The organism is Caulobacter sp. Root343, from assembly GCF_001425745.1.
GTDB lineage: Bacteria > Pseudomonadota > Alphaproteobacteria > Caulobacterales > Caulobacteraceae > Caulobacter.
In genome coordinates this window covers 269,147-293,629 of record NZ_LMDF01000007.1, presented here as the reverse complement: position 1 = coordinate 293,629, position 24,483 = coordinate 269,147, and the positions used below count along the sequence as shown (strand labels likewise).

Sequence of the window (24,483 nt, the reverse complement as noted above, 5' to 3'; positions counted from 1 at the left end):
GGCGTCAGGCCTCGTTCCCGCTGATAGCCGCGCCGCTGGCGGTGACCCGGAAGGGCTTGCCGGTCAGCGGCACGCCGCCGGGCCAGCGACAGGCGCTCAGGCGATCCTTGGCGATCTTGACGATCGACACCTGGTCGCCCTGGTTGCCGCCCAGGACCAGGAAGTGGGTCTCGTCCTCGCCGACATAGAAGCCGACGTGACCACCGCCCTCGCGCGTGAAGACCAGGATCGCGCCGACACAGGGCGTGACGCGCAGGCCCCAGCTCGACCAAGCCGAGGCCCGAACGGCGATCGGCGGCAAGGCCAGACCGACCGCGTTGACGCAGTGGGCCGCGAACAGGCCGCACCACGGGACGGCGTCGCCGGCGTACGCGACGCCCAGCTTCTTCCCGCCGAGCTTGTTGGCCCAGTCCATGATCTTCGGGTTGTTGGCGGGCCCGGGGGTTTCGCGCGTGCCGATCAGGGCGCGCGCGACCGCGAGCCAAGGCGCTTCGGCCATGACTTCGATCCTTCTAGCGATGTGGGTTGGGTTGGCCCTAAGCGCGGGGCTGACGCGGGCGGCCGAACCGGCCGTCGATCTTACCGTCGAGACCGTCGACGTGCTGGATGATCTTGGGGGCGTACGTGGCGCCCAGGTAGAGCACCAGGCCGCTCAGCATGAGGACATCACCCCAGCCGGGCGGCCTGCCCTGGAAGCGCGGGATGGCCGCTAGGACCAGGCCGGCGCCGAACATGGCCAGTCCGATCCGCTGGCAGAGGGTCAGGAGACCGCCCCAACCGAGGAGCAGCAGGGCGATGGCCAGCAGCAGGATCGCCGCGGCCAGTATGGAGATCATTTGGGCCAGCATGGCTCACGCCTCCCCGCCGCCGATACGCAGGCCGCCGACCTCGAACTTGATCAGCTTCAGGGGGTCGCCGGCGTACTTGCCGACGGCCTGGGCGAAACCGGCCAGGGCGATCATGCCCAGCAGGCCGGTCAGGAACGTGATCGCGTTTCCCAGCTCGACGGGAAACTTGCCCCACGGCCACAGTACGGCGAGCACGGCGATCACGGCCGGCGCGATCCACAGCGCGCTGGCCAGGCCTATGACGACGCTGATCGTCTTGCCCCTGACGGTCAGCTTTTCGCCAAACGCGAGGGACAGGACGGCGCCCGCGACCCCCGGCGTCATGGGCGCGAGCTTGCTCAGGACCGCCAGCAGGTGCGGGTCCCCGGTATTGTCGGCCATCGGCCGCCCCTCCTCAAATGAATGTAAACTTGATGGATGGTACTTCAGATGAAGCCTTGCCTTAGTTGCGCGCCAGGCGTTAGCTGAGCCTTAGCAACCCGGGGGGCGAGCTATGAGCGAAGTTACGACCGAAGACGTCGGCGGTTTGACGCCCGAACAGGGCGCCACCGGCGCGCTCGGCAAGGTTCTGGGCGCGATAGGCAAGGCCGTTCGCTGGTACTTCCGCGCCGTCTCCACACCGCTGACGGATGAGGAAAAAGACGCGACGATAACCTGGACCTAGCGTCAGGTTACATTCGGCCCAAGGGAGCGCTGCTCGGGAGGCTAGCGGTCGGGTAGTCGCAGATGCGCATGGTCACATTGCCCTTTGCATCGCCGATTTGCAGGCAGTCCATGACGTCAACCCGCTCACGATGGGCATCAGGATGACGCTGCGCGGCAGGTCCGGGAGTGTCGGCGGTCTTCACGGTATTAGCTCCTAGTGTTGACGCTTTAGGGGCGGGTGAACATCAGGCTCGTGCGACGCCCTAGCTGATCCCATAACGGATCTTCAGCTTGCTCACGAGCCAAGCCCAATACGCCGCGCTCGCGGCGGCGTGGTAGTCGCGATCGAACTGGAAGATGTCGAAGATTGTCCCGGAGAACGGATTGCCCAGCAGGTTGCTGGCGCCGAAGTTGAACGAGGTCGCTACGCTCTCGGCCCCCGCCTGGCCCGAGGTGATCGGGACAGACTTGTTGAACACGCCATCGAAAGAGAACCCGTATTTCACGCCCGTGGAATCGAAACTCAAGCCGATGATCTGGGTCGCGTTCGCAATGACCTTGCCGGCGTCGCTGGCGGGCTGTCCGGGCGTGCCCGACGCGGTTCGGGCCGAGGTGTGGCCGTCGGCCCACTGATACCAATTGGCGGTCGGAGCGGTGCCGGCCGTCAAGATATAGGCCCCCGTGGTGAGGCTCGCCGCCGCCTTCTGCACGATCACCCAGGTATAGGCACTGTTCTTCACGACCGAAGCGGCGGCCGACATCGTCTGCGCGCCCGCGAAAAGCAGACCTTGCTTCCCGCCCACCGTCGACAGCGACGGGCTCTGAGCCGAGTTGATGCTGGCCAGGGAAACGCCCGCGATCCTATCCTTGACCGAGGTGACGCTAGACAACTGGACCGCGTCATCCCCACGCCACCAATTCACCAGACCCGGCAACGCCAGGAACGGCAGCGGATCGTCGCTCGGAAAGGTTTGCGTACCTTGCTTGGCCGGGGAGGTAGCGTAGTCGCTGCCCGGAATTCCAACATAAAGGCCCATGTCAGCAGCTCCTAGGTGACGGGGATTTCAAAAATGACCGACCGCTTCGGCAGCGCCTTGCTACCGGTATAGCCAGAGACGAGCGTGTCCTGGTCAGCGAGGTTCGTTCTCGCCCCAGGGATGGAGTTCTGAGGCGACGTGGTCGCGCCTGGCGCTGTCCACGCCCCGCGCAAGACCTTGCCCGAGCCCGTGGGCGCGGTGGACAGCGTGACCCGCACGCCGCCCGCGATCGTGGTGACCGAAGAGATGGCCGGCGGCGAACCCGAGGCGTCGAAGTATTCGAGGCCGTAATTCGTGATGGCCGCGACGTCAGTCGTCTCGAACACGACGTTGCCGACTTGCCCCTCGAACAGCAGGTCGATGTCAGATCCACTGAGCGTCGCCGACACCGGTTGCAGCGGCTTCCAGGTCCCGCCGTCCACGACGACGGCTTTGAAGGGCCTCCAGTACTCTTCACCGAGGTGATAGTAGCCAACCGAGGTCGGGTGCTGGCTGTCGGATAGCGGAAATTGGTAGAGCGGCCCGACGCAATGGATGAGCGGATTTTCCTTCCCCGCCTCCCACAGCGCCAACGGGACCTGGGATTGGCTGAGCGAAGGCGATTGGCCGCCGAACAGGTGAACCGCGGCTTGACCTGTGATGGGCTTGATGTCGGCGTTCAAGTCGGACGAAAGCTCGGCGAGATAGCCCTTGTAGACGGCTCGCGAGGTACCGGTATTCGCCTCCCCGTGCTGCCAGGTCACGACAACTTCGCAGTCGTAGCCAAGGCCCGCCAACACGTCTCGCGCGCGCTGAACGGCGGCGATCATGTTGGCGTACGGAACCGTTCCCTTCTTCAGGGAGGTGTAGCTCTGCCCGCCAACGCCAGCCGCCAAGCCGATGCACCGAAGGCTAGAGGCGGCGAACAGTTTGTAGGCCAGGCTCTCGACGTGGGTCTGCCCATAAGCGGACCCGTCCAGACCCGCCGCCAGCGGCACGAGGTGGTCGATGTCTGTCGCGTTGACGACGTCGGTGACGGCCGGCGTGCCTGGAATGATCCGGACACCTCGGTTGAACATCAGCACACCCGATGCCGCGTTGGCCGTGGTCAGCGCGAAACGGGCGGAGTTCGACGTGCCGATCGACAGGCTCTGACCATAACCCACGATGATGTAGACCTTGGTCGACCCAAGCTCAGTGATCAGGTTCTTGCCGTCGACGCTCATCCGCATTGCGCGAACCGTGCCGCCGTCACGGTCGGAGGTGAGACGCACGGCCTCGCCGACCATTTGGGGATAGTCGTCGTTCGCCGTCCCGTCGGAGATCGTCGCCTCGCCAGCTCCGGTCACCCGGACGACCTGGCGCTTAGTGCTGATGGTCTTTGCGTAGACCAGGCCGGGCACGGAACTGGCGATCTTTTCGCGAACGAACGGCGCGACATCCGTCGCCAAGGTCGACCGCGTAACGGTCCCGTTCGCGAACGTGAAAACGAGCTTCCCGTCCGCCCCGGCCTTGATCGTGAAGTCACCAGAGGGAGACCCGATTTGCAGGCCATCCGAGGGTGAGAAGCGCACAATCTGGCGCAGCGCCCGCAGCGCCAACATGTCTTCAAACAGCGCGGCCGAAAGCGCGCTATCGCCGACAGCGCCCGCACTGATCGACGCGGTCGGACTTCCGTCAGCGGCGATTTGGAACGTGAAGGCGCCGGCTGGATCGCCGATCTTGAGCCCCCCCCCAGGAACCACCTTGATCAACGTCCGCAGCGCGCGGATCGCCAGGATATCGTCGAGCAGTGCCGGGTTCAGAGCGGCGTCGCCCACGGCCCCAAGCTGAAGATTTGCAGCGCCAACCGACGCGCCGGGCAGGACCAGAGAGCCGTCCGCACCGAGCTGGAAGGTGAACGCCCCAACCGGGTCGCCGATCTCCAGGCCAGCCCCAGGAATGTATCGTATCAGGCGGCGGAGCGTCCGCAGCGCCAGCACGTCTTCAAGTAGCGCACTGTCGAACGCCGCGTCCGTGACAGACCCGCCGACCAGCCGCGCGAAGAGACCGTCCGGGGACAGATCAAATATATAGTTCCCGACCGGGTCGCCCATCCTGATGTTGGGCCCAGCGATCCCCCGCAGGAGGAAGTTCAGCGAGGCAAGTGCTTCAGTGCCGTTGCTCTGCGCCGCGAGAGCTGCATCGCGAGCGTCAGCGGCTTGGCCAGCCTTGTCAGTCGCGGTGCCGGCGGCCACCACAGCAGTGTCCTTAGCTGCCAGGAGCGTAGCCGCTGCATCGACAACCCCTTGCGCGAGGGCGGCTTTGTCGTTCGCCAAACCGGCCTTAGTGTTGGCGAGGGCGGCCGCTTCGTCGGCGGTCGTCGCCGCGTCGTTAGCGAGGCCAGCCTTCGTATTGGCCAGGGCTGCCTTTGCGTCGGCGTTCTCCGCCGCTGCGTCTGCTGTCGCAGCGGCGTCCAGCGCAGGCTGCTTCAGTGATGCGATCCAGGCCTCTTCGTCGGCTGGAGGCACTTCCCCGGCCTCTTCAGCCACCTCGACCGCGACGTCGAAAGCGCTGGCTCCCCGCGCACCACGGAGACGGCCAATGTTTGTCCATGCGCCGGCCACCCGTCGATAGAGAAAGCCGTCCTGCGGATCAGCGGCGTTCACCAATTGATACGTGTCGCCGTCGGGCGCTACCGCCGGCAGGGCGCTTACGCTCGCGACTTCACCCTTCAAGTTCAGAGCCGCTTGGAGCGACGTCAGGATCGTCGCCCTGATCGCGATGACCTGCTGCATCTGGTCGAACAGCGCCGGAATGTTCTCCGACGCCGTCCACAGATCGCGCAGGCCGTCGCTCAGACCGTCTTCGTCGATCGTGCCGGCCTTGAACTGGGCCTGGAGAGCGGCCAGTTGCGCCGTGAAGTCCGCGATCCCCAGGGCCATGGCTTAAGCGTCCGCCTTTTCAGCTTCGGCAAGGCCCTGCTTCAGCAGTTGCGGCAGGCTCGGCATCTGATGCGACATCAGGGTGAGCGCCATCTTCACCTGCCCCTCCGGCATGGCCGGGAGCAACATGCCCAATACGTCGGTGAGTTTGCCGACCGGGATGTCCTCGGCCTTCTCGAGCACCGCCTTCAGGGTCGGAAAGGCGGCCTGGGCCATGGCCTTCCGGGCCGCGGCGAGCACGTCAAGGGGATCGCCGGCCGGAGCGGCCGTCGTGGTCTTGGTCATAGCGATGTCCTTTGAAGACTAGGGTTCGAGAGGTTCGACGCGCAGGCGCCGCCCCTGTTCATCCAAGACCCACTGGTGGGTCTGGACGAGACGGCCGGCCTCAACCTTGTGCGTCTGGTCGACCTGCGCGTCGTAGAGGTCGGTCGCGATCCATGGCCGCGTTTCCAGCATCAGCGCTCCCGGCGGGGCCTGGGTGGCCCACAGGATGCGGCCGCTGGTCGGATCGTTCGGAAGCGCTTCATAGATCACCGCGGGGATCGGCTCCTTCATCACCACGTCCCCGTCGATGTCATGTTGCGGTAGTCGATGTTGACGCTGGTGTGCGCGTTCCAAAGCAGCTCGACCAACCGGTAGCCGTCAGAGCACTCCTTGGACCCGAGGATGGGGATCGAGTCCTGGCCGTTAGCGCCGTACGTTCGGTATTTCAGCTCCCCGTCGATGTAGAGCTGGAATTCCCAGTTCTGGTTGCCGCTGGGAAAGTGCTGCGAGATGGCGCCCGCGACCGCGACGGTTCCGGGCTTGTCCATCTGGACGTAGTGCGAGAAGACCGTCTGGAGGCTGCCTGTGCCATTTAGCGTGCTGGACGCCTCTGAGCGCGACGTCTGCGTCGCGGCTCGCGTCGCCAGCTGAGCGAAGTCGACCGAGCCCAGGACCAGCAGCGAGCCGCTGATCACCACGTTGGTCATGTAGACGGTCGAGCCCGAGACGAAGAACGGGTACGTCGTGCTCAGACCGGTCGCGATCCCGAAGTAGTCGACATCGAAGATGAAACCACCTTCGATCCCGTTGTTGATCCCCCTGAAGCCCGTGATCTTGTTGCCGGCGGACAGCCGTACGCCGAAGGCCGCGCCCACTTGCCCGCCGAGCGTGGACAAGGTGGTGCTGATGATGCTCACCGACGACGTCAGGCTGCCGGTCGTCGAGGTCAGCGTCGAGATGCTGATCCCCATGGTGTAGTCGGCGTTCGACAGCGCGGTCAGTTGGGCGCTGACGGTCGTGACGTTGTTGTTGAAGTTGGTGGTCAAGATCGTCAGCGCCGAGGCCGTGGAGCTGAGATTGGTGGTCAGGGTCGAGAGCTGGCTGGTGAGGGTGGCGTAGTTGGCCGCCACCATCGCCGCGAGGTCGATCTGATAGACCGACAGCGCGCTATCCGCGGCCGCGCGAACCAGCATTTCAATCTGCAGCGCGGCCGTCTGCGCATCGAAGCCAGCGACCATCTCGATGTGGTGTTCGATGATCGTCTGGGTGTTGTCCTCGACGATGCGCACCTGGTCGTCCAGCGTCGCGCCGATCGGGCGGCCGCTGGCGGGCATGATCTGCTCGAGCAGATTGTTGTAGAGCGTCGCCGCCGAGGCCATCGCCGCGGCGACGCGCAGCAGGGCGTCACGGGCGTTGCCGTCGGCCAGATTGGTCAGCTCGGTGTAGAATTTGATCTGAGCGGCCGTGAACTCGCCGATGTTCAGAGTATTCGTCGCGGTCAGGGCGCCAGAAGGGATCTCGACGTTGGTCCGGACGACCCACTCGGAGGTCCAGTTGTCCGAGGTCCGCCACTGGGCGCGCACGTCCAGGTGCGCTCCGCCGGTCACGGCCGCGTAGTCGCCCTTCGGATTGGTCGCGGCCAGCGGTTGACCGGCGCTCTTCCAGTCGGCGTCAGTCCCTCCGGCTGGACGAATTTCGACGACCAAATCCTGCTCGAGGCCCGAGGCGATGGCGTCCGCCGCGACGGCTAGGGCCGGATAGGAGGTGCCGTCCGCGCCGGTGCGCTTGACGCCGTTGGCGGTGAAGTGCCCGGGCGCGTTCACCAGGCGCGAGACCTGGATGTTGGCTACGATCAACGGCTTTGAGACGTCACCGTTGCGCAGCTTGGTGCGGATCTCGACGTCGACCTTGTAGGCCGCTTCAGGGTCCTGGCCGGCCGACACCGCTTCCGGGAACGGCGGCGTGACAGCCAAGCGGGCGTTGGCGGCCGCCGGCGTCGTCACCTGCCACGGATTTTCGTCCGAGCTGGTCGACGACCGCCGCCAGCGGATCGGGAAGCTTTCGATCAGGCCGCCGCGCACCTCGTCGACGTCGAAGGCGATCTTCACCCCGTCCGGGTTGGCCTGGTTGATCGCGATCAGCCGAGGCTTCGGCGCCTTGACCGACGGCGTCAGCTTGGTCGTGAACTCCGGGATCTCGCCAGTCTCGGCCGCCACCAACAGCGGGCCGATGTACTTGCGGGCGGAGATTCGCACCTGGTCGCCCGACGGGGCGAAGTCGATGATCTCGACGTCCTCGGTGACTACGTCGACCTTGCCGAAAGCGACGAGGTCGCCGGCCATCGGCGCGTCCTCGACCGGCAAGGGCGACGGGAACATAAGGTCGCGCGTGCGGCCGGGGGCTGTGATCAGAATGATCCCGCTCAGCAGCTTGTCGTAGCGCTGGACGTCGAGGGCGTAGTTCAGCCCCTCTTCCATCTCGACTTCGTCGTCGAGGCGCACGCCCGTGACCAGGCCGCCGGCGCGATGGCAGAACAGCACCCTGCCCTCGCCCGCGCCGTACAGGCTGGTGTAGTGGCGGACGTGAACACGCGCGCCGTAGGACGAGGCGATGGCGCTGGGGCCGGCGGTCCACTCGAACGCTTCGACCTGCACGTTACGCTTGGCCAGGAAGACGAAGCCTTCCTTGATGGCGCGTTCGCCGGTCATCTGCCAGTCGAACCGGATCGTCTCCAGCAGGGTCGCCGTCTCGGCGGTGAAGCCGGTGTTGTAGACCGTGACCTCGTCCTGCTTGCCGCCCTCGTCGATGTTCTGGAATTCGACGACCACCGCATGGCAGGCCTGCTTGAAGTCCCGCGTATAGGTGAAGTCCTGGACGTTGCGGCCGACAAACAGCTGACGTGCGACCGGCTTTTCCCAGTCGGGGACCAGCACCAGGCCCTCGCCCGCGTCGTAGGCCGAGAACCGGCCTATGGCGCCCAGGATCTTCAGCGCGTCCTTCTGCGAGGCCTCGGTGGCCAGGATGTAGCCGCCCTTCCAGCCGCGCTCCTCGACCAACTCGTACATCTCGCCGAAGTCGGGGCCCCACTCGTCCGGATCGGCCGCCTTAGCGGCGCCGGGCCCGAGCAGCAGCATGCGGACATGGGCGACCGGGTTGCCGGTCGGCGCCCAGTTCTCCACCGCGTCGTCCCAGGTCTGGGTGTCAGCGTCGTAGACCGGCGCGTGCGGCGTGATCTTGGCGGTCACGGTCGGCAGGGTGCCGCCCAGGTCGTCCGAGGATTTGATGCGCAGCGCGATGCAGGCCAGGTTCTGGTCGACGATCGGCGGTTTCTTCACGATCGACCGCAACGCCGTCCAATAGGTGGCCTGGGTCGCCATGGTGGCGTCGTCACCGTCCGGGTCCCAGGCGCTGATCCGGATCTTGATCTGGTCGGCGTTGGCCTTGTTCCAGGCCAGGGTCCGGCGGACCGGGTCCTGGGTCCGCGCTATGACGTCGATCGTGCCCGCCGGCAGGACGCCGCCCAAGCGAGCATAGTAAGGGCCGCCCTCGAGGGGAGCGGGCGTGTAGCTCTCCGACCCTACCGGGGCCCACTCGACGAGGACCCGCGTCTCTTGCTGGACGATGGACCCGTTGGCCTTGCGAAACTGCAGGCCTTGCGGCCAGGTCAGGTCGATCTCGACCCGCTCACACTGTTCGGCCGTGGTGTGGACCTCGGCCGGACCGCCCAGGTCCAGCTCGTCCTGCAGGTTCTCCTGGTTGACCGACTGGTTGTAGAAGGAGAACTCGCGCGGGCCCGGGGTCAGCTTGTACTCGACCTGGATGTCCGAGGCCGGATAGTCGGCGAGCAGCGTTTCGCCGATCTTCACGTCGGCCATGTCGCAGGCGCCGTAGTGGCCCGCCATGATCACGTGCAGCCAGGTCTCGCCGTTGAGGTTGACGCTGTAGGCCTGGGCCGCGACGTCCAGCGTCACGCGGCCCTCGCCCAGCATCAGTGGCATCTGCCCGCGCCGGCGGATCGTGTTGCTGGCGCTGTTGAGCCCGCCCTGGTCGTTCGGCCCTGCCAGGCGGTCCGGCGTCTGGATCGGGAAGATCAGCTGCGGGACGATCGCCGCGCCCAGCTGCCACAGCGCCGCGGTGAACGCGCCGACGGTGAAGGCCGAGACGATCGCCACCGCGCTCAGGACGATGGTCAGCGCCAGGCGGGCGCTGCTGTTGGACCCGCCCGTGGGCTCGACCTGCAGGTTGACCAGCGAGCCGGCCGGCGGGACCAGGTCCAGCGACTCCGCCCGCTCCTCGTAGTTCGAGAACGAGATCGCCTCGCCGTCGACATAGACGCGCAGATCCGGCAGGTCGTCGGCCTCGAGCGCGCCGATGTTCACCGCATGGGCGATCAGCTCGGCGATATCGGCGCCGGCTTTGATCTCGACCGAGCGCAGGTCTGGCGCGGACGGATCTCGGGCGATGAACAGCCCGACCGCCGTGTCGCACCGCTCAACGACCCGCATCGAAATACCCCACAAGCCGCCGGGCCCATGACCCGGCCATGTCTTCGATAACCGTCCCGGTCGACTCGTCCCGGGCGTGGATGAAGATCCGCCGCGTCAGCAGCAGACCCACGTGGGCCGGTCGGCCCAGAATGTTGAACAGCGCCACCGCGCCGGGTACGGGCTCGCACCGGGCCCAGGCCTTCACGCCGTCGTCGAACAGCGCCCCGCGGCGCTCGTAGTCGTCGGCGTCCTGGCGGCTGTAGAAGCCGACGCCGTAGGGCGTGGAGAGGCCGAAAAGCTCGTGGCGTAGGGTCCGCACCATGCCGAGGCAGTCCCAGCCCCCTACGCCCGCCCCGTGCAGCCGATAGGGCACGACCAGGTATCCCGCGGCCTTGGCCAGCAGGGCGCGGTCTTCCTCGGTCATGAGATCAGAACAGTCCTGGCGTGCGGCTGATGGTGTAGCGGGCGGCCACGGCCGGCTCGGTCTCGTAGTCCCGGCCGGTGATCGGGATCTTGATCGTCCCGCCCGACACCTCGGCGCTCTTGATGATCGCGTTCTTCAGGGCGCGTTCGATATGGTCGGGCGCCGCCGTCCGGACGCGGGCGATCTGCGCCATCGGCTGGCCGCCCGTCGCCAGGCGGATCTGCTCGACGGCCTCGCCGCTGGCGTGGATCTCCAGCTTCGCCTCGCGGCTGGGCTCGCCCTCTCCGCTCCCCGGCCAGTCCATCTTGAACGGCACGTAAGGGTAGAAGTCGTCGCCCGCCTGCAGACCGTCAGGCCAGTTGGTGGCCAGGAACGGCTCGGGCAGCCCCTCGGCTTCGATGCGCACCAGGACCGCGCCGGGCTTGGCCTGCTCGGCATAGAGGTCCCGGATCATGTCTCCGGTCAGCGCCATCTACAGCACCACCAGCTGCAGGCCGATCATGCCGTAGACCGTGCCCACGCCCGTCGGCTCGTCGTCGGGGTTGCCGTCAGCGCGCCACGTTGCCCGGCAGAGCTGGGCGGTCTCCGGACGCACGAACAGGAACGGGTCGTCCGAAGCCGTGTGGAAGTCCTCGAGGTCGGCGTATTGGGCCAACGTCATGTGCATGCGGCCCGTGACGTTGATCGCCGGCAGGCCAGCCTTGCGCAGGGTGCCCTCGCGGTCGCTGTCGCCGCTGAATGCCTCGCGGATCTTGGTCTTCTGGTTGCCGTAACCCTCCAGGAGGATCGGCGGGAAGTGCGCGGGCCAGCGGCGCATGGCCGACAGGTCTGGATTGGCGAACAGGCCCGGATCCCAGACATAGGCCTTCCGGTCTTCCCAGACGGCGTCCAGGTACGGCTTGCTCAGCCAAGCTTCGAACGCGCCGGCGCCTCCCGACGTCGCCACCACCTCGACGCTGGCCAGGCCGGTCTGGGGGGCGGCCATCAGGGCATAGGCCGCGTTCAGCAGCTCGGGCGCGCCCTGGCGGCAGACGCCGGCGGCGCTGCGGATCTTGGGCAGGACAGTCCGCGAGATCAGGGTCACGCCGGAGTAGATGGCCAGGGCCAGCTCGACGCTGGCGCCGGTCGAGCCGTAGAGGCCCGCCACTTCCAGCGTTTGGCCGGCGGTCACGGCGACTCCGGTGCTACGAGCGCCGGCCGTCTGGCCGCCGCTCGTGGCGACGCGCGAGGCGACCAGGACCGCGCGGCCCTTGCCGCCCCGGCCTGCCTGGCCCTCGTCCACGCTCAGCGTGCCGCCCACGGCGGTCCAGCCGCCGGTCCCGTCGAGGAAACTGGCGTTCGTCAGGTCGTTGCCGGCCATCAGGCCCTCTTCGTCGGACGTGGAGACTGGTCGAGACCGCGCCGCAGGGCGCCAGAGCGCCCGGCGCTGCCGGCCATCTGGTCGGCCAGCGGTCGCAGGTCGATGTGGGTGTTGCCGTCCCGGTCGGTGTTCCGGGTCGCCGTCATGGCCTGGCCGGTGTTGTTGTTCAGGATCACGTCGCCTTCGCGCCGCGTGACCGACGTGGCCGGCATGTGCGACATCGGCGCCGAGGTCGGCATGTAGCCGCTGGCGTGGCCCGGCGCGTCCAGGTAGCGCATGTTCGGATAGGGGTTATAGGTCCCCTCGTTGATCTCGCGCAGGATCCGCGAATAGATCCGCGTCGACTTGGCGTTGATGATCGCCTCCTCATCGCTGATCCGCACCACGTTGTCGTCGCCCCGCGGACCACCGCGCCCCCGGAAGATCGGCCCGTCCATGCGGCCGTCCGCGAAGCCAGGGATGCGGCCGTCGGCGGCTAGCGAAGTCCCCGGGCCGATGCTGACCCCCGGCGTCGCTCCGGCGGGGCCGAAGCTCTTCGCCGCCGAGATCCCCACGTTCAGCAGCCGCTTCCAGAGCCCACCACCGCTCCCGGCGGCGGGGGAGGACATGAGGTCGTGGATCGCGTTCTTGATCAGCAAGCGGAGCGGATTTCCCAGCAGCTCGTCATAGATCGCCGACAGCAGGTCCATCCCTAGCCGCTTGCCGACATCGGCGAGATCACCACCAAAGGTGACATCCTTCAGCGCGCCGACGATCGCGTCGGCCGATTCCTGGGCCTGCTGCTCCGCCGCCTGAGCGCTTTCCTGGAGCGCCTGGCGCTTGATCTCGACGATCTTGTCCTGGGCTTCGATCTCCGCGGCCACCTGGTAGCCGGCCAGCATGTCGGCCCGCTGGCGCTGCAGCTCGACTTCGTTGACCTGCCCGGTCTTGCGCCGACGTTCGATCTCCTCGTCGACAGCGCGCTGCGCGTCCAGCAGGACGGCAGCCTTCGCGTCCTCCACCTGGCGCACGGCGGCCACCTGATCGACGACGCCGCGCGAGTCCGTCGGCTTCACCGTGCCGGCCAGCGCGTTCTCGAACCCGCGCTGCACCACCGGCTGGGCCAGCTGCAGCTGCTCGGCCAGCTTCGCGGCCTTTTCCTTGGCGGCGATCCAGGCCTTGTACTTATCGACGTCAGCCTGTTTGGGCTGGAGACCGTCCCGGATCATGTCGGCCAAGTCCTTCTCGGCCTTCGTCACCGCGCGGGACTTGCCCTCGATCTCGTCCTGTATGTCGCTCCAGCGTTCGCCAGCGCGCGCGGCCGTGCTGGTCGCTAGTTCCTGCGCCAGCATGGCGCCGGCCGCCAGCTTCAGCTCCTCGCGGGACTTGACCGATACGCCAAGCTGGTCAGCCTTCTTCTTCAGCTGCGCGTCGGTCGCGTCGTTCAGGCTCTCCACGACCCGAACGTATTTGGCGAGCGCCGTGGCCTCGTCCTCCGACCGCGCCGACACCTGCTGGCCATTCAGCGTCACCTTGCCGTCCGAGGCCGCGAAGCCTTTCCCGCCGGTCAGGTTGAGGAAGCCCGACTTCAGCAGGTCTTCATAGGCGGCCGACACGCCGCCCGGCACCGCTACCTTTTTCGCCTTCGGCGTCACCGTTGTCGGCGTGCCGGGCGCGCCGGACAGCAGCCCCTCTGAAGCGTCGGCCAAGGTCTTGCCCAGCTGCGTCCGGAGCGACCCAAGCCCTACCCGGTCCTGGGCGTTGGCGGTCTTGATCTTGGCGTCGACGATGGCGATGTCCGCCGTAACCTTGTCGACCTGCGCCTGCAGATATTTGGTCTTGGCGTCGACGACCGATTGCAGCTGGTCTTTGCGGTCAGCGGTCAGGGGCCGTCCGGCAGCGTCCGTGCCCCGCGTGATCTGCGACTGGGCGTCCGCCTTTTCCTTGGCGGCGGCGATGATGCCGTCGCGGTAGGCCGAGTCCTGGGCCGCCGAAGCGCGCACCTTGGCCCCGCCGGCGATTCCGCTGAGCGCCGTCACTTCGCGCTCAAGCCGGGCCGCCGCGTTCAGCAATCCCTGCGCGGCCTCGCCCGTGCCAGGCGATTTCAACTGTTCCTTGACCGCCGCAAGCTCGGCTTCCTTGGTGCGAAGTTGGGTCGCGATGACCTTCTCCTGCGCCGCCGCCTGATCCCGAAGCGCCTTGGTCTTGGCGAGGATGCCTGGGATCTCCGCCCAAGTAGCAGCGGCCATCGAATCCGTGGCTGCCCGAAGCCGATCGGTGATGTCGACCGTGTCGCGCAGCGCGCTGTAATGGGCCTTGACCGCCTTGTCGGCTTCGATGAAGGCCCAGATCAGACCACCGATCGCCAAGGTCGCGATCCCAATGCCGCCGCCCAGCAGGTTGTAGAGGCCCGTCAAGGTCTTCATCGCGACCTGTTGGAAGACCATGCTCCGCGTGACGTTGGCGCTGACGAGGGCTTCGGCTTCCTGAGCCACGGCGTTGCGCGTTGCGGCGGCGGCGGCGGCGTTCGTGGCGGCGACGTTGGCCCCTTTGGCCTGGGTCTCCGCGCGCTCGGCGGCCGCCACCAGGGCCGACGCTTCGGCCTCGGCGGTCGCCCGCGCGACGGTGGCGGTTCGGGCCGACGCGATTTCTGCCTCGGCGACCGTGACGGCCACAGCCTTGCGCTCCTCGGCGGCGGCAACCGTGGCGGCCGCGCGGCCTTCGGCGACCTCGATTTCGCGCAACCGCGCCAGTTGCTGGGCGCGCTGCTCGTCGGTCAGCAGCATCGCCTGTTTGGCGTCTTGCTGCGCCAGGCGAGCATAGTACGTGCCCGCGGTGCCGATACCGGCCTTCGACAGGTCGCCCGACGCGGCGGCGGCGTTCGCGGACTTCGCCGCGGCGGCGCTGCGCCGGGCTGCGTCTTCCTCGAGGCGGGCGCGGATCTCGGCGGCCTCGCCCTTCAGGCGCTGCGCGGCAGCGACGTCACGGCCAACGTCCGTCTCAACCTTCGCTAGCGCCGCCTGGGCGCGGGTCTGCGCCTCGGCTTCGGTGCGGCGCGCGGCCTCGGCCACAGCGGCCGCCTTGTCGGCGGCGCTGCGGACGCCGGTCGCGCGCGCCTTGGCCAGGTCGGCGGCCGCCGCTCGGTCGGTGGCGGTGATATCGGCGGCCACGGCTCCCGACCGCGCGGCGACGGCCGCTTGGGCCAGAACCGGTTGCTGCACGGCGCCGGCCTGGAAGCGGGCCGTCTTCTGGAACTCTTGCAGGTCAGCGATGGCGCCGCGCGAGGCCTGGGCGGCCGCCACGAACCATGTGGAGATCACCGAGCCCAGCTTCAGGGCCAGCACCGCCTCGCCGGCCGAGACGATCATGTCGAAGTTCTCGGCTGCCACCTTGCCCAACGTGGCGATCGACCCGACGGCGCCGCCGACGAAGTCGCCGGCCTGCTTCAGGCCGTCGAGGGCGTGGGGGTCGAGCAGCATCTTCTGGCGCCAGGCCTCGGCCTCGCTCGACATCCGGCCCAGCCAGTCGACCACCGCCTTTTGGCCGCCGACCGTCTTGTCGAGCGTGCCGATCACCCGCGTGATCTCGTCCTTCATCACGATCCAGCCCTGCTGGGCGGTCTTGGGGGCGTTGATGAAGTCGCGTTCGATAGCCGGTTGCGCCTTGAGAAGGGCCGAGATCAGCTTGTCGGTCGTCAGCGCGCCAGCCTCGCCCAGCTTTCGCAGCGACGAGAAGGCGACGCCGACCTTGCCGTTCACCTCCAGGTTCTGGGCGACATAGCGCAGCAGCTGGGGCGAGCTTTCGAGCAAGCTGCGCAGTTCGTCGCCGCGCAACACGCCGGAGGCGATGGCCTGGCTGAACTGTACCGTGGCGGCGGCCTGCTCGCGGACGTCGGCGCCTTGGATGGCCAGCGCTTTGCTGGTCAGCTGGGTGATCGTCAGGGCGTCTTGCTGGCTGCGGCCATAGTCCTTCACCGCCGGCGCGAGACGCGTGTAGAGGGTCGTCAGGTCGGCGACCGCGACGCGGCTGTCCTTGGACGCCTGATAGATGGCGCGTTCGTTCTGGGCGGCGGCGATCTGGCCGTCCGAGAAAGTGCGGATCCTGGCGTGCAGGGTCGAATAGCTGTCGGCCGCCCGCAGGACGTCGTCGGCATAGGCCGTCAGCACCGCGCCGGCCGCGATCGACCCGATGACGCCGGCGTTGAGGGTCGCGTTCATGATCCGCGAGACCGTGCTGGCCTTCTCGGCGGCCGAGGCCCAGGCCAGCAGGCCCTGAGCGGCGGGGTTGGCCGAACGTGCGATGGCGCCCAGGCCCGCGCCCAACGGGCCGATGGTGTTGGTCAGGCTGGTGATCTTGGCGCTGGCGCTCTGCGACACCGAACCGACCAGGCCGATCCCGGCCGTGGACTTCGGCATAAGCGCCACCAGTTCGCGCTGCTTGCGGGTCTGGGTGTCCAGCGCCTGGGTCAGGCTGATGACGCGCGCGGTCGTCTGTTGGGTTCCGGATTCGGAATAGACGATCTTGCTCTCACGCGTCGCCATGACCGTGAAGTTCCTCAGCTAGAGTGTTGTGATCGTTAGAGACGGCGGCGGGCGCGCTTGGCCGACCGCTTGTCGAATTCCTCGCCCCACACCTCGTCCTGGACGTCGCCGTGGCGGCGATGGATCGCGTCCAGGTCCAGGCCCTTCCGGGCCCGATAGGGCGGGATGTAGTACCAGAGCGGGGTCCAGGGATCGCGCGGACCCCGGCGACCCAGAATCAGCTTGTAGCGCTTGCCCATGACCGGAGCGATTTCCAGCTCCCACCCGGCGGCGGCCGCCTCGCTGGGCCACATGTACCGGCGCCCGCTGGGGGCGACCGGCGCGCGGCCTTCGATCGGCACGGCCACCCAGCCCTTGCGGCCCCGGATGGTCGGCGCGTTGTCGAACACCCAGGACAGCGCCACCCGGGCCGTGCGGCCCTTGCTGTAGCGGGCCTTGTCCGAGACCTCGTACGTGCCCCGCCCGATCTTCCGGACGACGACGCCCTTCATCCAGCCGCGGTTCTGGAACAACCGGCCGGACTTGAACCCCCGGCGGATCTGGCCGCGCCAGTCGCGCGCCGAGCGGAAGGCGGAGATGCGCGGAACAGCCTCGGCGGCCGCCGCGCTGTCTTCCATCGTGCCGCGAACGAACGACGCCAGGTCGTCGCCCCGCACGCTCATCCCGTACATCGGCTATTCCTTCGGCGCCTTGGACGCCGCCTTGGCGGCCAGCTTGGACGAACCGGACACCAGGCCCCGCTCATAGGCCTTGACCAGGTGCTCGACCTTTTCGCGATCGGCCGTGTCCGGGATCACGGCCATGATCGCGGCCCAGTCCAGGCCGGTGATCAAGGCGATCTGGCCGGCCCGGATCCACATGCCGGGGCGATTGGCGATATCCACCGCCAGCAGGCCCTCCGCCGTCAGCGGCGCATGCTTCAGCCGGGGGCAGAGGTTTCCGGCGTGGTTTCGCCCCCCGCTGGCGCAGGGTCGGTCGAGCTTTCGACATTGGGCGCAGAAGTCGCCGCCTTCGCCGTGGTTCCAGTCGGCGAGGCGGCTGAGCCGTTTCCCTCGTCGCGCTCCAGCGGCGAGGCGGCCTCGAGGTGCGCGCCCCACACCGCCCTCACCTGCTGGTCCTCCAGCAGGCGGGCGATGTTGGTGCGGTTCAACTCCAGGACCACCGGCTGCTTGGTGGCAGGGTCGACCTCGGCGAAGTTCCAGTCCCGCCACAGGTGGAAGGCGGTCTCAACGCTGATGATCAGGCGCGACAGGCCGGGCAGCTCGTCGTTCTCGAACCGGCGGGCGGGGAAGCCATAGGCCTCGACCACCTCGCTGTTCTCACGCACGGCCTGGATGGCGCGGGCGCCGGCCGCCTCGGCCTTCGACAGCTCCAGGAAGTCGGGCGTGATGAACTCGACGGCCAGGACCGGCTTTTTGTCGTCGCCCTGCTGCAGGACGGCGATGCGGTGTTCGCCCGCCTTTCGGGGGGTGAACACCGCGGGCGCGAAGCCTTCCATTAGCTGAAGGCGATCGTGGCCGAACCGCTCAGGGCGGTCGCCGACAGCACCGCGTCGGCCGTGGTCTGCCATGCGCGGAACTCGTAGTTCTGTTCGATCTCGTCGGCGCCGTTGATGTCGATCGGCGTCCGGTTGATCCGCATGTGCGGCAGGTCGAACTTCATCCCGCGCACCGACGACTTCAGCAGCTTCAGCTGCAGGGCCCGCTCCACCTGGCCCACGCCGTCGTCATAGAAGGTGTCGGCCCGGCAGCGGGTGCGCAGCGTGCCGGTGAGCGTGCTCTTGCCGCTCTGCTCGACGCTGTAGGGCGTGCCCGTGCCGTCGGCGGCGCGGTAGCGCTTCAGCTTGCGCGCGAAGGTGAACTTGCCGCCGATCAGATCACCGCCGGCCACGCTGTTGTAGATCACGCTGCACAGCTTGGCGGCGGGCCGGTCCAGGGTCGGCGCGGCCGTGACCACGCCGGTCAGGGCGGCCGAGTTCTTGACCTCCTTCAGACCGACAAAGGTCGCCTCGCACTGGGCGAAGCCCTCGCGCTCCGAATCCAGGTCGATCGTCAGGCTCTCGCCGACCAGACCGAAGTGACGGCGATACCGCCCGGTCTGCATCTTGTGCTCGAGGAAGATGTAGGGGAGCGCCTGGCCCGAGGCCCACAGGTGCTCGTAGTCGGGGGTCGTGCCCGAGGCGACTTCGGCGCCGAAGAAGGCGGCCATCCACCATGGGGCCTGGGCGATGCAGAGTGGGAACTTGATCGTGATCTTGTGATCGTCGAGGCCCGGCGCCGGCGCGGTCGGGTCGGAGGCGTTGTTGAGACCACCGCCCAGGATCTCGTCGTCGACGAAGTTCTCGCCCTGGCCGCCGGTGATCGAATAGACGTTCAGCGACTGGCGGGCCAGCGTGGTCGGATCGGCGGCCGAGGCCTGCTGGCCGATCGACACGGTAGTTTCAAGGCCGAGCATGCGGCTCTCCTGATCTTAGGGGCTGAAACGGGATAGCGGGCCGCGCGTCAGTAGCGACGCAGGGCCAGCTGGTCGGCGGTCGGCGTGGCGAACAGGCCTTCCGGGGTGGCGGCGAGTTCGGCGTCGGTCAGGTCGCGAAACAGGCCAGCGCCGCCGAACTCGGCGTGGTCGCGCGTCGACAGGTACGGCTTCTTCTCGCCATGGGTGACGGCCGGATCCTGATGGGTCGGCGCCGAGTCCTGGTTCTGGACGGCCGGATCCTGCGAGATCGGCGCACCGACGGCGGCGCCCGCGTCCGAGGGGACGCGGGTCGGGGTGGTCTTGGTCATCATGTCCTCGGGAGGTTGGCCGGCTCAGCCGGCGGGGGTCGGGGCGCCGAACAGCAGGCCGATCTGGACGTAGAGTCCGCCGGCCATCCAGTCGCTGTCGGGAACGTCGGTGGGCTGGGCGCCGGCGATGTCGGCATAGTCGACCGCGCCGCCGAGCTGGCGGTCGGCGGCGATGGCCGTCTTCAGCATCTCGAGTTTGACGTAGGCCGCCGCCTGGCGATCGTCCTTGGTCTTGCCGCTGAACGCGATCGTCACCTCGGCCGTGGCCTTGAGGTCGTAGATCGGACCGCAGACCACGCCCACGGTCTCGGGAAGATTGTCGTCGTGCTGGGCCACGTACCCAGCCAGGCCGTCCGTCTTGGCGGCCGGCGCTTTCAGACCGGAGGGGTTCCGGTGCAGCGTGTCACCGGCGAAGAGCGTGCCGACCAGGGCCCACAGCGCGTCGTGCGCGGCCCGCAGGCGGTTGGGGTTGGGGTCGGCCATCAGCTCAGCTTCTGCAGCTTCAGCCGCCACTCGCGGCCCTGCATGTCGTGGTCGGTCGGCGCCTCGCCGATCCGGAAGACCTTGCCGCCCAGGCGACCGCCGACGAACGTGATCGTCTCGTCTTCCGCAGGTGCTTCCACCTGGGACGAGCGCACCAGCATGGTCAGGTAGTTCTCGGCGACGCTCAGGCCCTGCGACAGGTCGAAGCCCGCCGTCCGCACCTGGTCGGCGGGCGGCTGGTGCATGACCAGCAGGATGTCCGGCACGGCGTCGCCCGACGACGGTTGATAGGTCGCGCGCAGCCCATGGGTCTCATAGGCTACGTCGACGACCAGGTCGTCCATGTCGTCGGGGTCCACCGTGCCGGCTCCTAGAAGATCACGCGGATCAGTTCGGGACCGCGACGCCAGTCAGGCCCGCGGAGTCCACCAGAGCACGAACGGCGGCGATCAAGTCGTTCGCCTGCTGGGCCGTCGTGAACCCATAGGGGGTGCTGTTGGACGCGCCCGTGGCCGCCGGTTTCGTGATCGCGGCAACGGGAGCCGCCGCGCGCGGCCACAGCTTCACGCTCACGGTGGCGTCGGTCGAAACCTTCGCGGCCGTGGCCGAACCGATGAGCAGATTACCCGTAGCCACGTTCGTGCATCGAGCATTGGCGACGTCCCAGTACACCGGTCCGCATTGGGCGATGCCCTGGTTCGAGGCGTGGGTCGCCGCGTCCAGTTCCCAGTTGCCATCGTTCTGGCCGGTGAAAAGCTCAGCGGCGGCGGCCGAGGTCAGGGCGACCACGAACATGCCGCCGATCAGATAGCCCTTGCCCGACGTGACGCCGCCGGAAGGGGCGACCAGGTCGTCGAGGACCGAGCCGCTGTTGATGTAGTTCTTAGCCATGGAAAAATCCTTGGTCGGGCCAGCGCGGCCCTCGAAACGGCGAAGGCCGCCCGGGTCGAAACCAGGGCGGCCTTCGCAGGCTCAGTGGGAGGCGGTGACGCCGGTTAGGTCTTCGGGAACTTGTAGCCGAAGCGGTAGTCGATCACGCCCACGCCGAAATCGTGGATCGTGGCGAAGGCCATGCCGTCGTAGTTGAACGGCTTGTCCTGCTTGATCTGCGGCGCTTCCTGATCGCGCAGGTAGCCGTAGACGAAGTTGGTGCCCGACGTCGCGTCGCCGAGGTTATACCAGCTGTCGTCGGCGATCAGCGCGTCGCTGATGATGCGACGCTTGCCGGCGAAGATGTTCTTGTCTTCGACCTTCGTCGCGGTGACCTCGACCAGCGCGACCTCGGCTTCGGTTTCCTTGTCGGGGCCGACCAGCAGGATGGGCAGATTGGCGTTCAACGGGTGACCGTCGATGTCCTTCTGCTTACGCGTGGCCTTGCGCGCGATGGCCAGGCTGTCCTTGTTGATCACGGCGGCGGCGTTGTTGAGGTTGCCGTGCGTGCCGTGGAACATGGCCACGTTGTCCGACAGGACAGCGTTCGCCAGGAGAAGCTGATAGAACATCAGGTTCTCGCGGCGAGCCGCCGAACGGCCGGCCCCGGCGGCGAAGTCGCCGAAGGCGCCCATGTCGTCGTTGATCAGCATCTGGCGCGTCATGTTGACCAGACGGGCCGAGGTGGCCAGTTGCGACTCTTCGCGGCTCTCGTTGAACTTGCCGGCCTTGATCTCGCCGCCCTCGCCCAGCGGCAGCAGCTCGGGGAAGTCGCCGACGCGCAGGAATTTCTGCGGCTTAAAGTCGTTGTACGACTTGCGGGTGCACATCTCCCGATAGGTCGGTTCCTGCAGCTTGTACGCCGCCAGCAGATTCTTGTTGGCGGCCGCTTCCAGGAGGAGCGGGAAATCCGACGTGGACATCATGCCGCCGGCGCGGGTCGAGAGTTCCATGCCGCTCATGCGCGCCGTCACGGCATCATAGATGCGGACCGGATCCCGCTCGTTGATGCCCATGCGGTGACCCCACATGTCCAGCATCCGCCAGCCCATGAATTCGCGACCGGCCTCGGTCGGCGTGGTGCTCGACATGCGCGCCGACAACGCGTCGATCATGCAGGTACGCTGCTTGTCCTGGGCCTCGACGCCCACCCGCATCGCGCCGCCAGCCGCGGGTCGGGTCTGCTCGGCCTGCCGGGTCGCGGCGGCTTCCAGGATCGCTTCGGAAGCAGCGGCGCGGCTGATGCTCGGCCGCGAGAGGATCGCGTCGACATCGGCTTCCGGAATACCCTGGCCGACGCCTTGCGAGCGCAGAGTGATCACCTGGCCGGCGGTCAGACCGCCCGTCGACCCCGGCTCGATTTCCTGGGTAGCGGCGGCCGTCGTACCGGCGGCGGTGATCGAGGCCCGAGCCTGGGTGGCCGCGGCCAGGATCTCCGATTGCGCGGTCTCCTTGGTGATGCCCGTACGGGACAGGATGGCGTCAGCGGCATCGCCGGTGAGGCCGAGCGTCAGGGCTTGGGAGCGCAAGGCCAGGACGTCGGTGGCGCCCAGAGCGGCCAGCACGGCCACGGCCGAAGCGCCGCCCGGCGTGGCGCCGGTGGCGGAACGAGTCTGCATGTCTTCTTCCTCTTGGGAGAGTTGGCCGGCGCCGGGGTCGACGACGGTCTGTGAACCGGGGGATTCTTCCGCCGACCTGACCCCGGCTAGCGGGTCAGCGGGAACGGGGACGAGGCTGACTTCCATCAGCTCCCAACGAGTGGCGACCCAGTCGTCCTTCTCCTTGGTGTCGTCGATGATGCGGGTCCACTGGCTGACGTTGTAGCCGACCGAGATGCCGGTCAGCTCGCCGCGCTGGATCATCCCCGCGTACTGGTCGCCCTCGGCCGTCTCGGCGACCTTGACCCGGCCTACCAGTTGGCCATTGCGGATCTCGGCCGACAGCACCTTGCCGATCGGCTCGTCCATGTTGTGCCCGAACAGCAGGCAGACCTGGTTCAGGGCGACGCGGGCGAGATCGACCGATGCGTCGTCGATCTGCAGCGTCTCGGTGTACCAGCGGCGGTTGACCGTGGAACCCGTCGCGAACGTGGCGTCAAACTCACGCGTGGCCGCGTCGTAAGACGAGCCGGTGAACGACACATAGCGCACGCCGCGCGATGGCGGCGGCGCGCCACGCACCTGATCACCGGTCGCCGGCGCATCGGCGCGCGTCATCGTGACCGCCGCCGCGAGCGCGGCGCCGGCCATAAGGGCCTTCCTCATGTGGAACCTCTCGGGTTAGCGGCCAGCCACTAGGCGGCCTTGGACTTGTCCTGTCCGTCGGCGGGCATCAGCCCCGCCTGGATCGCGCCGGAACCAGCCGTCAGGCGGGGATCGGCGTCGTAGATGAGCTTGTCGGCGTCCGCCACCTCGTTGACCTCGGCCTGCAGGGCGAACGCCTCGCGCCAGTCGATCCCCATGCGGGCCATGACTTCTGGCAACTGGCCGGGGAACAGTCGCAGCCGTTCCTTAAGCGCCATGATGTCCTTGTAGGGATCCACCCAGGCACGCTCGGGAACAGCGATCTCGCCCCGAACATCCAGAAGCCGTTTGTCGCCGGTCTCCAGGACCGCCAGCTCCATGCAGACCTTGAACAGGCGCTTCAGGAGCTTCGGGCCGAAGACCGTGTAGATCCAGTCGTCCAGCCGTCTGTGGTAAGGCACGATATCGGCGCGCAGCGACGAATAGTTGGCGTTGCTGACGTCGCCGCTGACGATGTGGTGCGGCACACCTTTGGCCGCCGACGCCCGCATCACCTCGGACTTCACGAAGGCGTCCGCCCCGCCTGACGCCGAGGGGTTGATGACCTCGACTTTGTCCCCAGCCTTGCCATAGAGCACCATGCCCGGCGCCAGCTTGTCGATTTGCCGTCCGCGATCATCCTTCGAAGTGCTACCCAAGAGGTCGCCCTCGCGGCCGCCTTCGCCCGGCGTGACGTGAATAGAAAGGCAAGCTTCGACGCGGCGCTTCACCCGCAGGGCCGTGCGCAGCTGTTCGATTTCATCGTCGGTCAGAACGCTGGCATAGAACCAGGGAACGCCCCGCGCCTGGTCGGGCCACAGCTCTTCGAAGACATGCAGAACATAGCGGGCCTCGATACGCTCCGAGGCCCATGCCATCGTCCCGATCATGTCGCCGGGGTGGTTCGGGAAGATCCAGTAGGCGACGACGTCGCTCTCGGCATCGCGCTCCACGCCCATGACCACGGTGTTGCCGTTGGCCAGGATCTCAGTCTTCGACTGGTCCAGTTGCTCGCCCGGAAGAATCTGAATGCGCTGGCTGGGCTTCTTGCCGCGCGGGCGCAGGACGATCAGCACCTCGCCGCCCAGGATCACCTCTCGGACGATCACCTTCTCCTTGACCACATAGTCGAGGAGTTCATGGAACGCGGACCAGGCCTTCTGGGCCTTTGCCACGACCTGCTTCGTCGGGTGCGCGGCGCGAATGTCCAGCCCGGTCAGGTCGACGGTAAGGTTTCGAACCGCCGTCGCCACTTCGGTTTGGTTCTGCTCCATGTGCCTGACACGGGCTCGGATCCACGACAGGTCGGGCGATAGGTTGGCGTTGCCCGACAGGCCGTTGCCGCGCCAGTCACCGGAGGTACGGCTACGCTGGGCCGCCTCGTATCGGCGCCGTTCAAGCTCCTGGGCGCCCGCTTTCATCTCATCCAGGGCCAGCCGCGAACGTGTGCGCTGGAGCGCCGAGGACGGCGAAAACCATTCGACGGTGCGGTCGATCATCCAGCTGAGCGAGAGCGC

General features: G+C 67.5%; 23 protein-coding genes. 1 reads left to right on the top strand and 22 read right to left on the bottom strand.

The window, feature by feature from the left end; translation table 11 throughout:
- Positions 1–4 precede the first annotated feature (4 nt).
- Genes ASC70_RS14025 through ASC70_RS14015 form a run of 3 tightly spaced genes read right to left on the bottom strand, consistent with a single transcriptional unit; the run spans position 5 to position 1,229 of the window.
- Entirely contained in the window at positions 5–499 is a 495-nt protein-coding gene (locus ASC70_RS14025; RefSeq protein ID WP_056051070.1) for a TIGR02594 family protein, read from the bottom strand.
- 37 nt (positions 500–536) lie between these two features.
- Positions 537–848 carry a hypothetical protein gene (locus ASC70_RS14020; protein ID WP_056051067.1) on the bottom strand — a complete coding sequence of 104 codons (312 nt, stop codon included), beginning with the start codon at positions 846–848 and terminating at the stop codon, positions 537–539.
- 3 nt (positions 849–851) lie between these two features.
- A complete protein-coding gene (locus tag ASC70_RS14015) occupies positions 852–1,229 on the bottom strand; it encodes a hypothetical protein (protein ID WP_056051066.1) in 378 nt (125 codons plus the stop codon).
- Positions 1,230–1,341: 112 nt separating this feature from the next.
- Between ASC70_RS14015 and ASC70_RS25010 the strand changes: the two genes are divergently transcribed.
- Positions 1,342–1,512: a hypothetical protein gene (locus ASC70_RS25010; RefSeq protein ID WP_156396216.1), complete on the top strand. Its 171-nt coding sequence runs from the start codon at positions 1,342–1,344 to the stop codon at positions 1,510–1,512.
- 244 nt (positions 1,513–1,756) lie between these two features.
- On the opposite strand, the gene ASC70_RS14010 is transcribed toward ASC70_RS25010, so the two are convergent.
- The 19 genes from ASC70_RS14010 to ASC70_RS13920 all read right to left on the bottom strand — a co-directional run bounded on the left by ASC70_RS14010 (position 1,757) and on the right by ASC70_RS13920 (position 24,465).
- Positions 1,757–2,530, bottom strand: coding sequence for a hypothetical protein (locus ASC70_RS14010; RefSeq protein ID WP_056051064.1), 774 nt, complete (start codon positions 2,528–2,530; stop codon positions 1,757–1,759).
- A gap of 11 nt (positions 2,531–2,541) precedes the next feature.
- A complete protein-coding gene (locus tag ASC70_RS14005; protein ID WP_056051062.1) occupies positions 2,542–5,433 on the bottom strand; it encodes a hypothetical protein in 2,892 nt (963 codons plus the stop codon).
- Positions 5,434–5,436: 3 nt separating this feature from the next.
- Positions 5,437–5,718: a hypothetical protein gene (locus ASC70_RS14000; protein ID WP_056051061.1), complete on the bottom strand. Its 282-nt coding sequence runs from the start codon at positions 5,716–5,718 to the stop codon at positions 5,437–5,439.
- A gap of 18 nt (positions 5,719–5,736) precedes the next feature.
- Positions 5,737–5,988, bottom strand: coding sequence for a hypothetical protein (locus ASC70_RS13995; RefSeq protein WP_056051060.1), 252 nt, complete (start codon positions 5,986–5,988; stop codon positions 5,737–5,739).
- On the bottom strand, positions 5,988–10,202 hold the full coding sequence (locus ASC70_RS13990; protein ID WP_056051058.1) for a hypothetical protein: 4,215 nt from the start codon (positions 10,200–10,202) through the stop codon (positions 5,988–5,990). Before ASC70_RS13990 ends, ASC70_RS13995 begins: the two co-directional genes overlap by 1 nt.
- Complete coding sequence (locus tag ASC70_RS13985) at positions 10,189–10,608, bottom strand: NlpC/P60 family protein (RefSeq protein WP_056051056.1); 420 nt, start codon at positions 10,606–10,608, stop codon at positions 10,189–10,191. The genes ASC70_RS13990 and ASC70_RS13985 overlap by 14 nt, the downstream gene beginning before the upstream one ends.
- 4 nt (positions 10,609–10,612) lie before the next feature.
- Positions 10,613–11,080, bottom strand: coding sequence for a hypothetical protein (locus ASC70_RS13980; protein ID WP_056051055.1), 468 nt, complete (start codon positions 11,078–11,080; stop codon positions 10,613–10,615).
- The gene (locus ASC70_RS13975) at positions 11,081–11,968 is read right to left on the bottom strand and encodes a hypothetical protein (protein ID WP_056051053.1); all 888 of its coding nucleotides are present in this window, start codon (positions 11,966–11,968) and stop codon (positions 11,081–11,083) included.
- Positions 11,968–16,488 (bottom strand): tape measure protein, encoded by a 4,521-nt coding sequence (locus ASC70_RS13970; RefSeq protein WP_056051051.1) that lies wholly within the window; start codon positions 16,486–16,488, stop codon positions 11,968–11,970. Before ASC70_RS13970 ends, ASC70_RS13975 begins: the two co-directional genes overlap by 1 nt.
- Positions 16,489–16,523: 35 nt before the next feature.
- Positions 16,524–17,159, bottom strand: a complete 636-nt coding sequence (locus ASC70_RS13965) for a hypothetical protein (RefSeq protein ID WP_056051048.1) — start codon at positions 17,157–17,159, stop codon at positions 16,524–16,526.
- 3 nt (positions 17,160–17,162) lie between these two features.
- On the bottom strand, positions 17,163–17,372 hold the full coding sequence (locus ASC70_RS13960) for a hypothetical protein (RefSeq protein ID WP_156396215.1): 210 nt from the start codon (positions 17,370–17,372) through the stop codon (positions 17,163–17,165).
- A 35-nt stretch (positions 17,373–17,407) separates the two neighbouring features.
- Positions 17,408–17,965, bottom strand: a complete 558-nt coding sequence (locus tag ASC70_RS13955; RefSeq protein WP_156396214.1) for a hypothetical protein — start codon at positions 17,963–17,965, stop codon at positions 17,408–17,410.
- Between the two features lie 20 nt (positions 17,966–17,985).
- Complete coding sequence (locus tag ASC70_RS13950; protein WP_056051042.1) at positions 17,986–18,942, bottom strand: phage tail tube protein; 957 nt, start codon at positions 18,940–18,942, stop codon at positions 17,986–17,988.
- A gap of 47 nt (positions 18,943–18,989) precedes the next feature.
- Positions 18,990–19,271, bottom strand: coding sequence for a hypothetical protein (locus ASC70_RS13945; RefSeq protein WP_156396213.1), 282 nt, complete (start codon positions 19,269–19,271; stop codon positions 18,990–18,992).
- Between the two features lie 24 nt (positions 19,272–19,295).
- Complete coding sequence (locus ASC70_RS13940) at positions 19,296–19,754, bottom strand: hypothetical protein (RefSeq protein ID WP_056051038.1); 459 nt, start codon at positions 19,752–19,754, stop codon at positions 19,296–19,298.
- A complete protein-coding gene (locus ASC70_RS13935) occupies positions 19,754–20,113 on the bottom strand; it encodes a hypothetical protein (protein WP_156396212.1) in 360 nt (119 codons plus the stop codon). Before ASC70_RS13935 ends, ASC70_RS13940 begins: the two co-directional genes overlap by 1 nt.
- Positions 20,114–20,141: 28 nt before the next feature.
- Positions 20,142–20,645: a DUF2190 family protein gene (locus tag ASC70_RS13930; RefSeq protein WP_056051034.1), complete on the bottom strand. Its 504-nt coding sequence runs from the start codon at positions 20,643–20,645 to the stop codon at positions 20,142–20,144.
- A gap of 104 nt (positions 20,646–20,749) precedes the next feature.
- On the bottom strand, positions 20,750–22,948 hold the full coding sequence (locus ASC70_RS13925) for an HK97 family phage prohead protease (RefSeq protein WP_082547420.1): 2,199 nt from the start codon (positions 22,946–22,948) through the stop codon (positions 20,750–20,752).
- A 29-nt stretch (positions 22,949–22,977) separates the two neighbouring features.
- A complete protein-coding gene (locus tag ASC70_RS13920; RefSeq protein WP_162247221.1) occupies positions 22,978–24,465 on the bottom strand; it encodes a phage portal protein in 1,488 nt (495 codons plus the stop codon).
- Positions 24,466–24,483 lie beyond the last annotated feature (18 nt).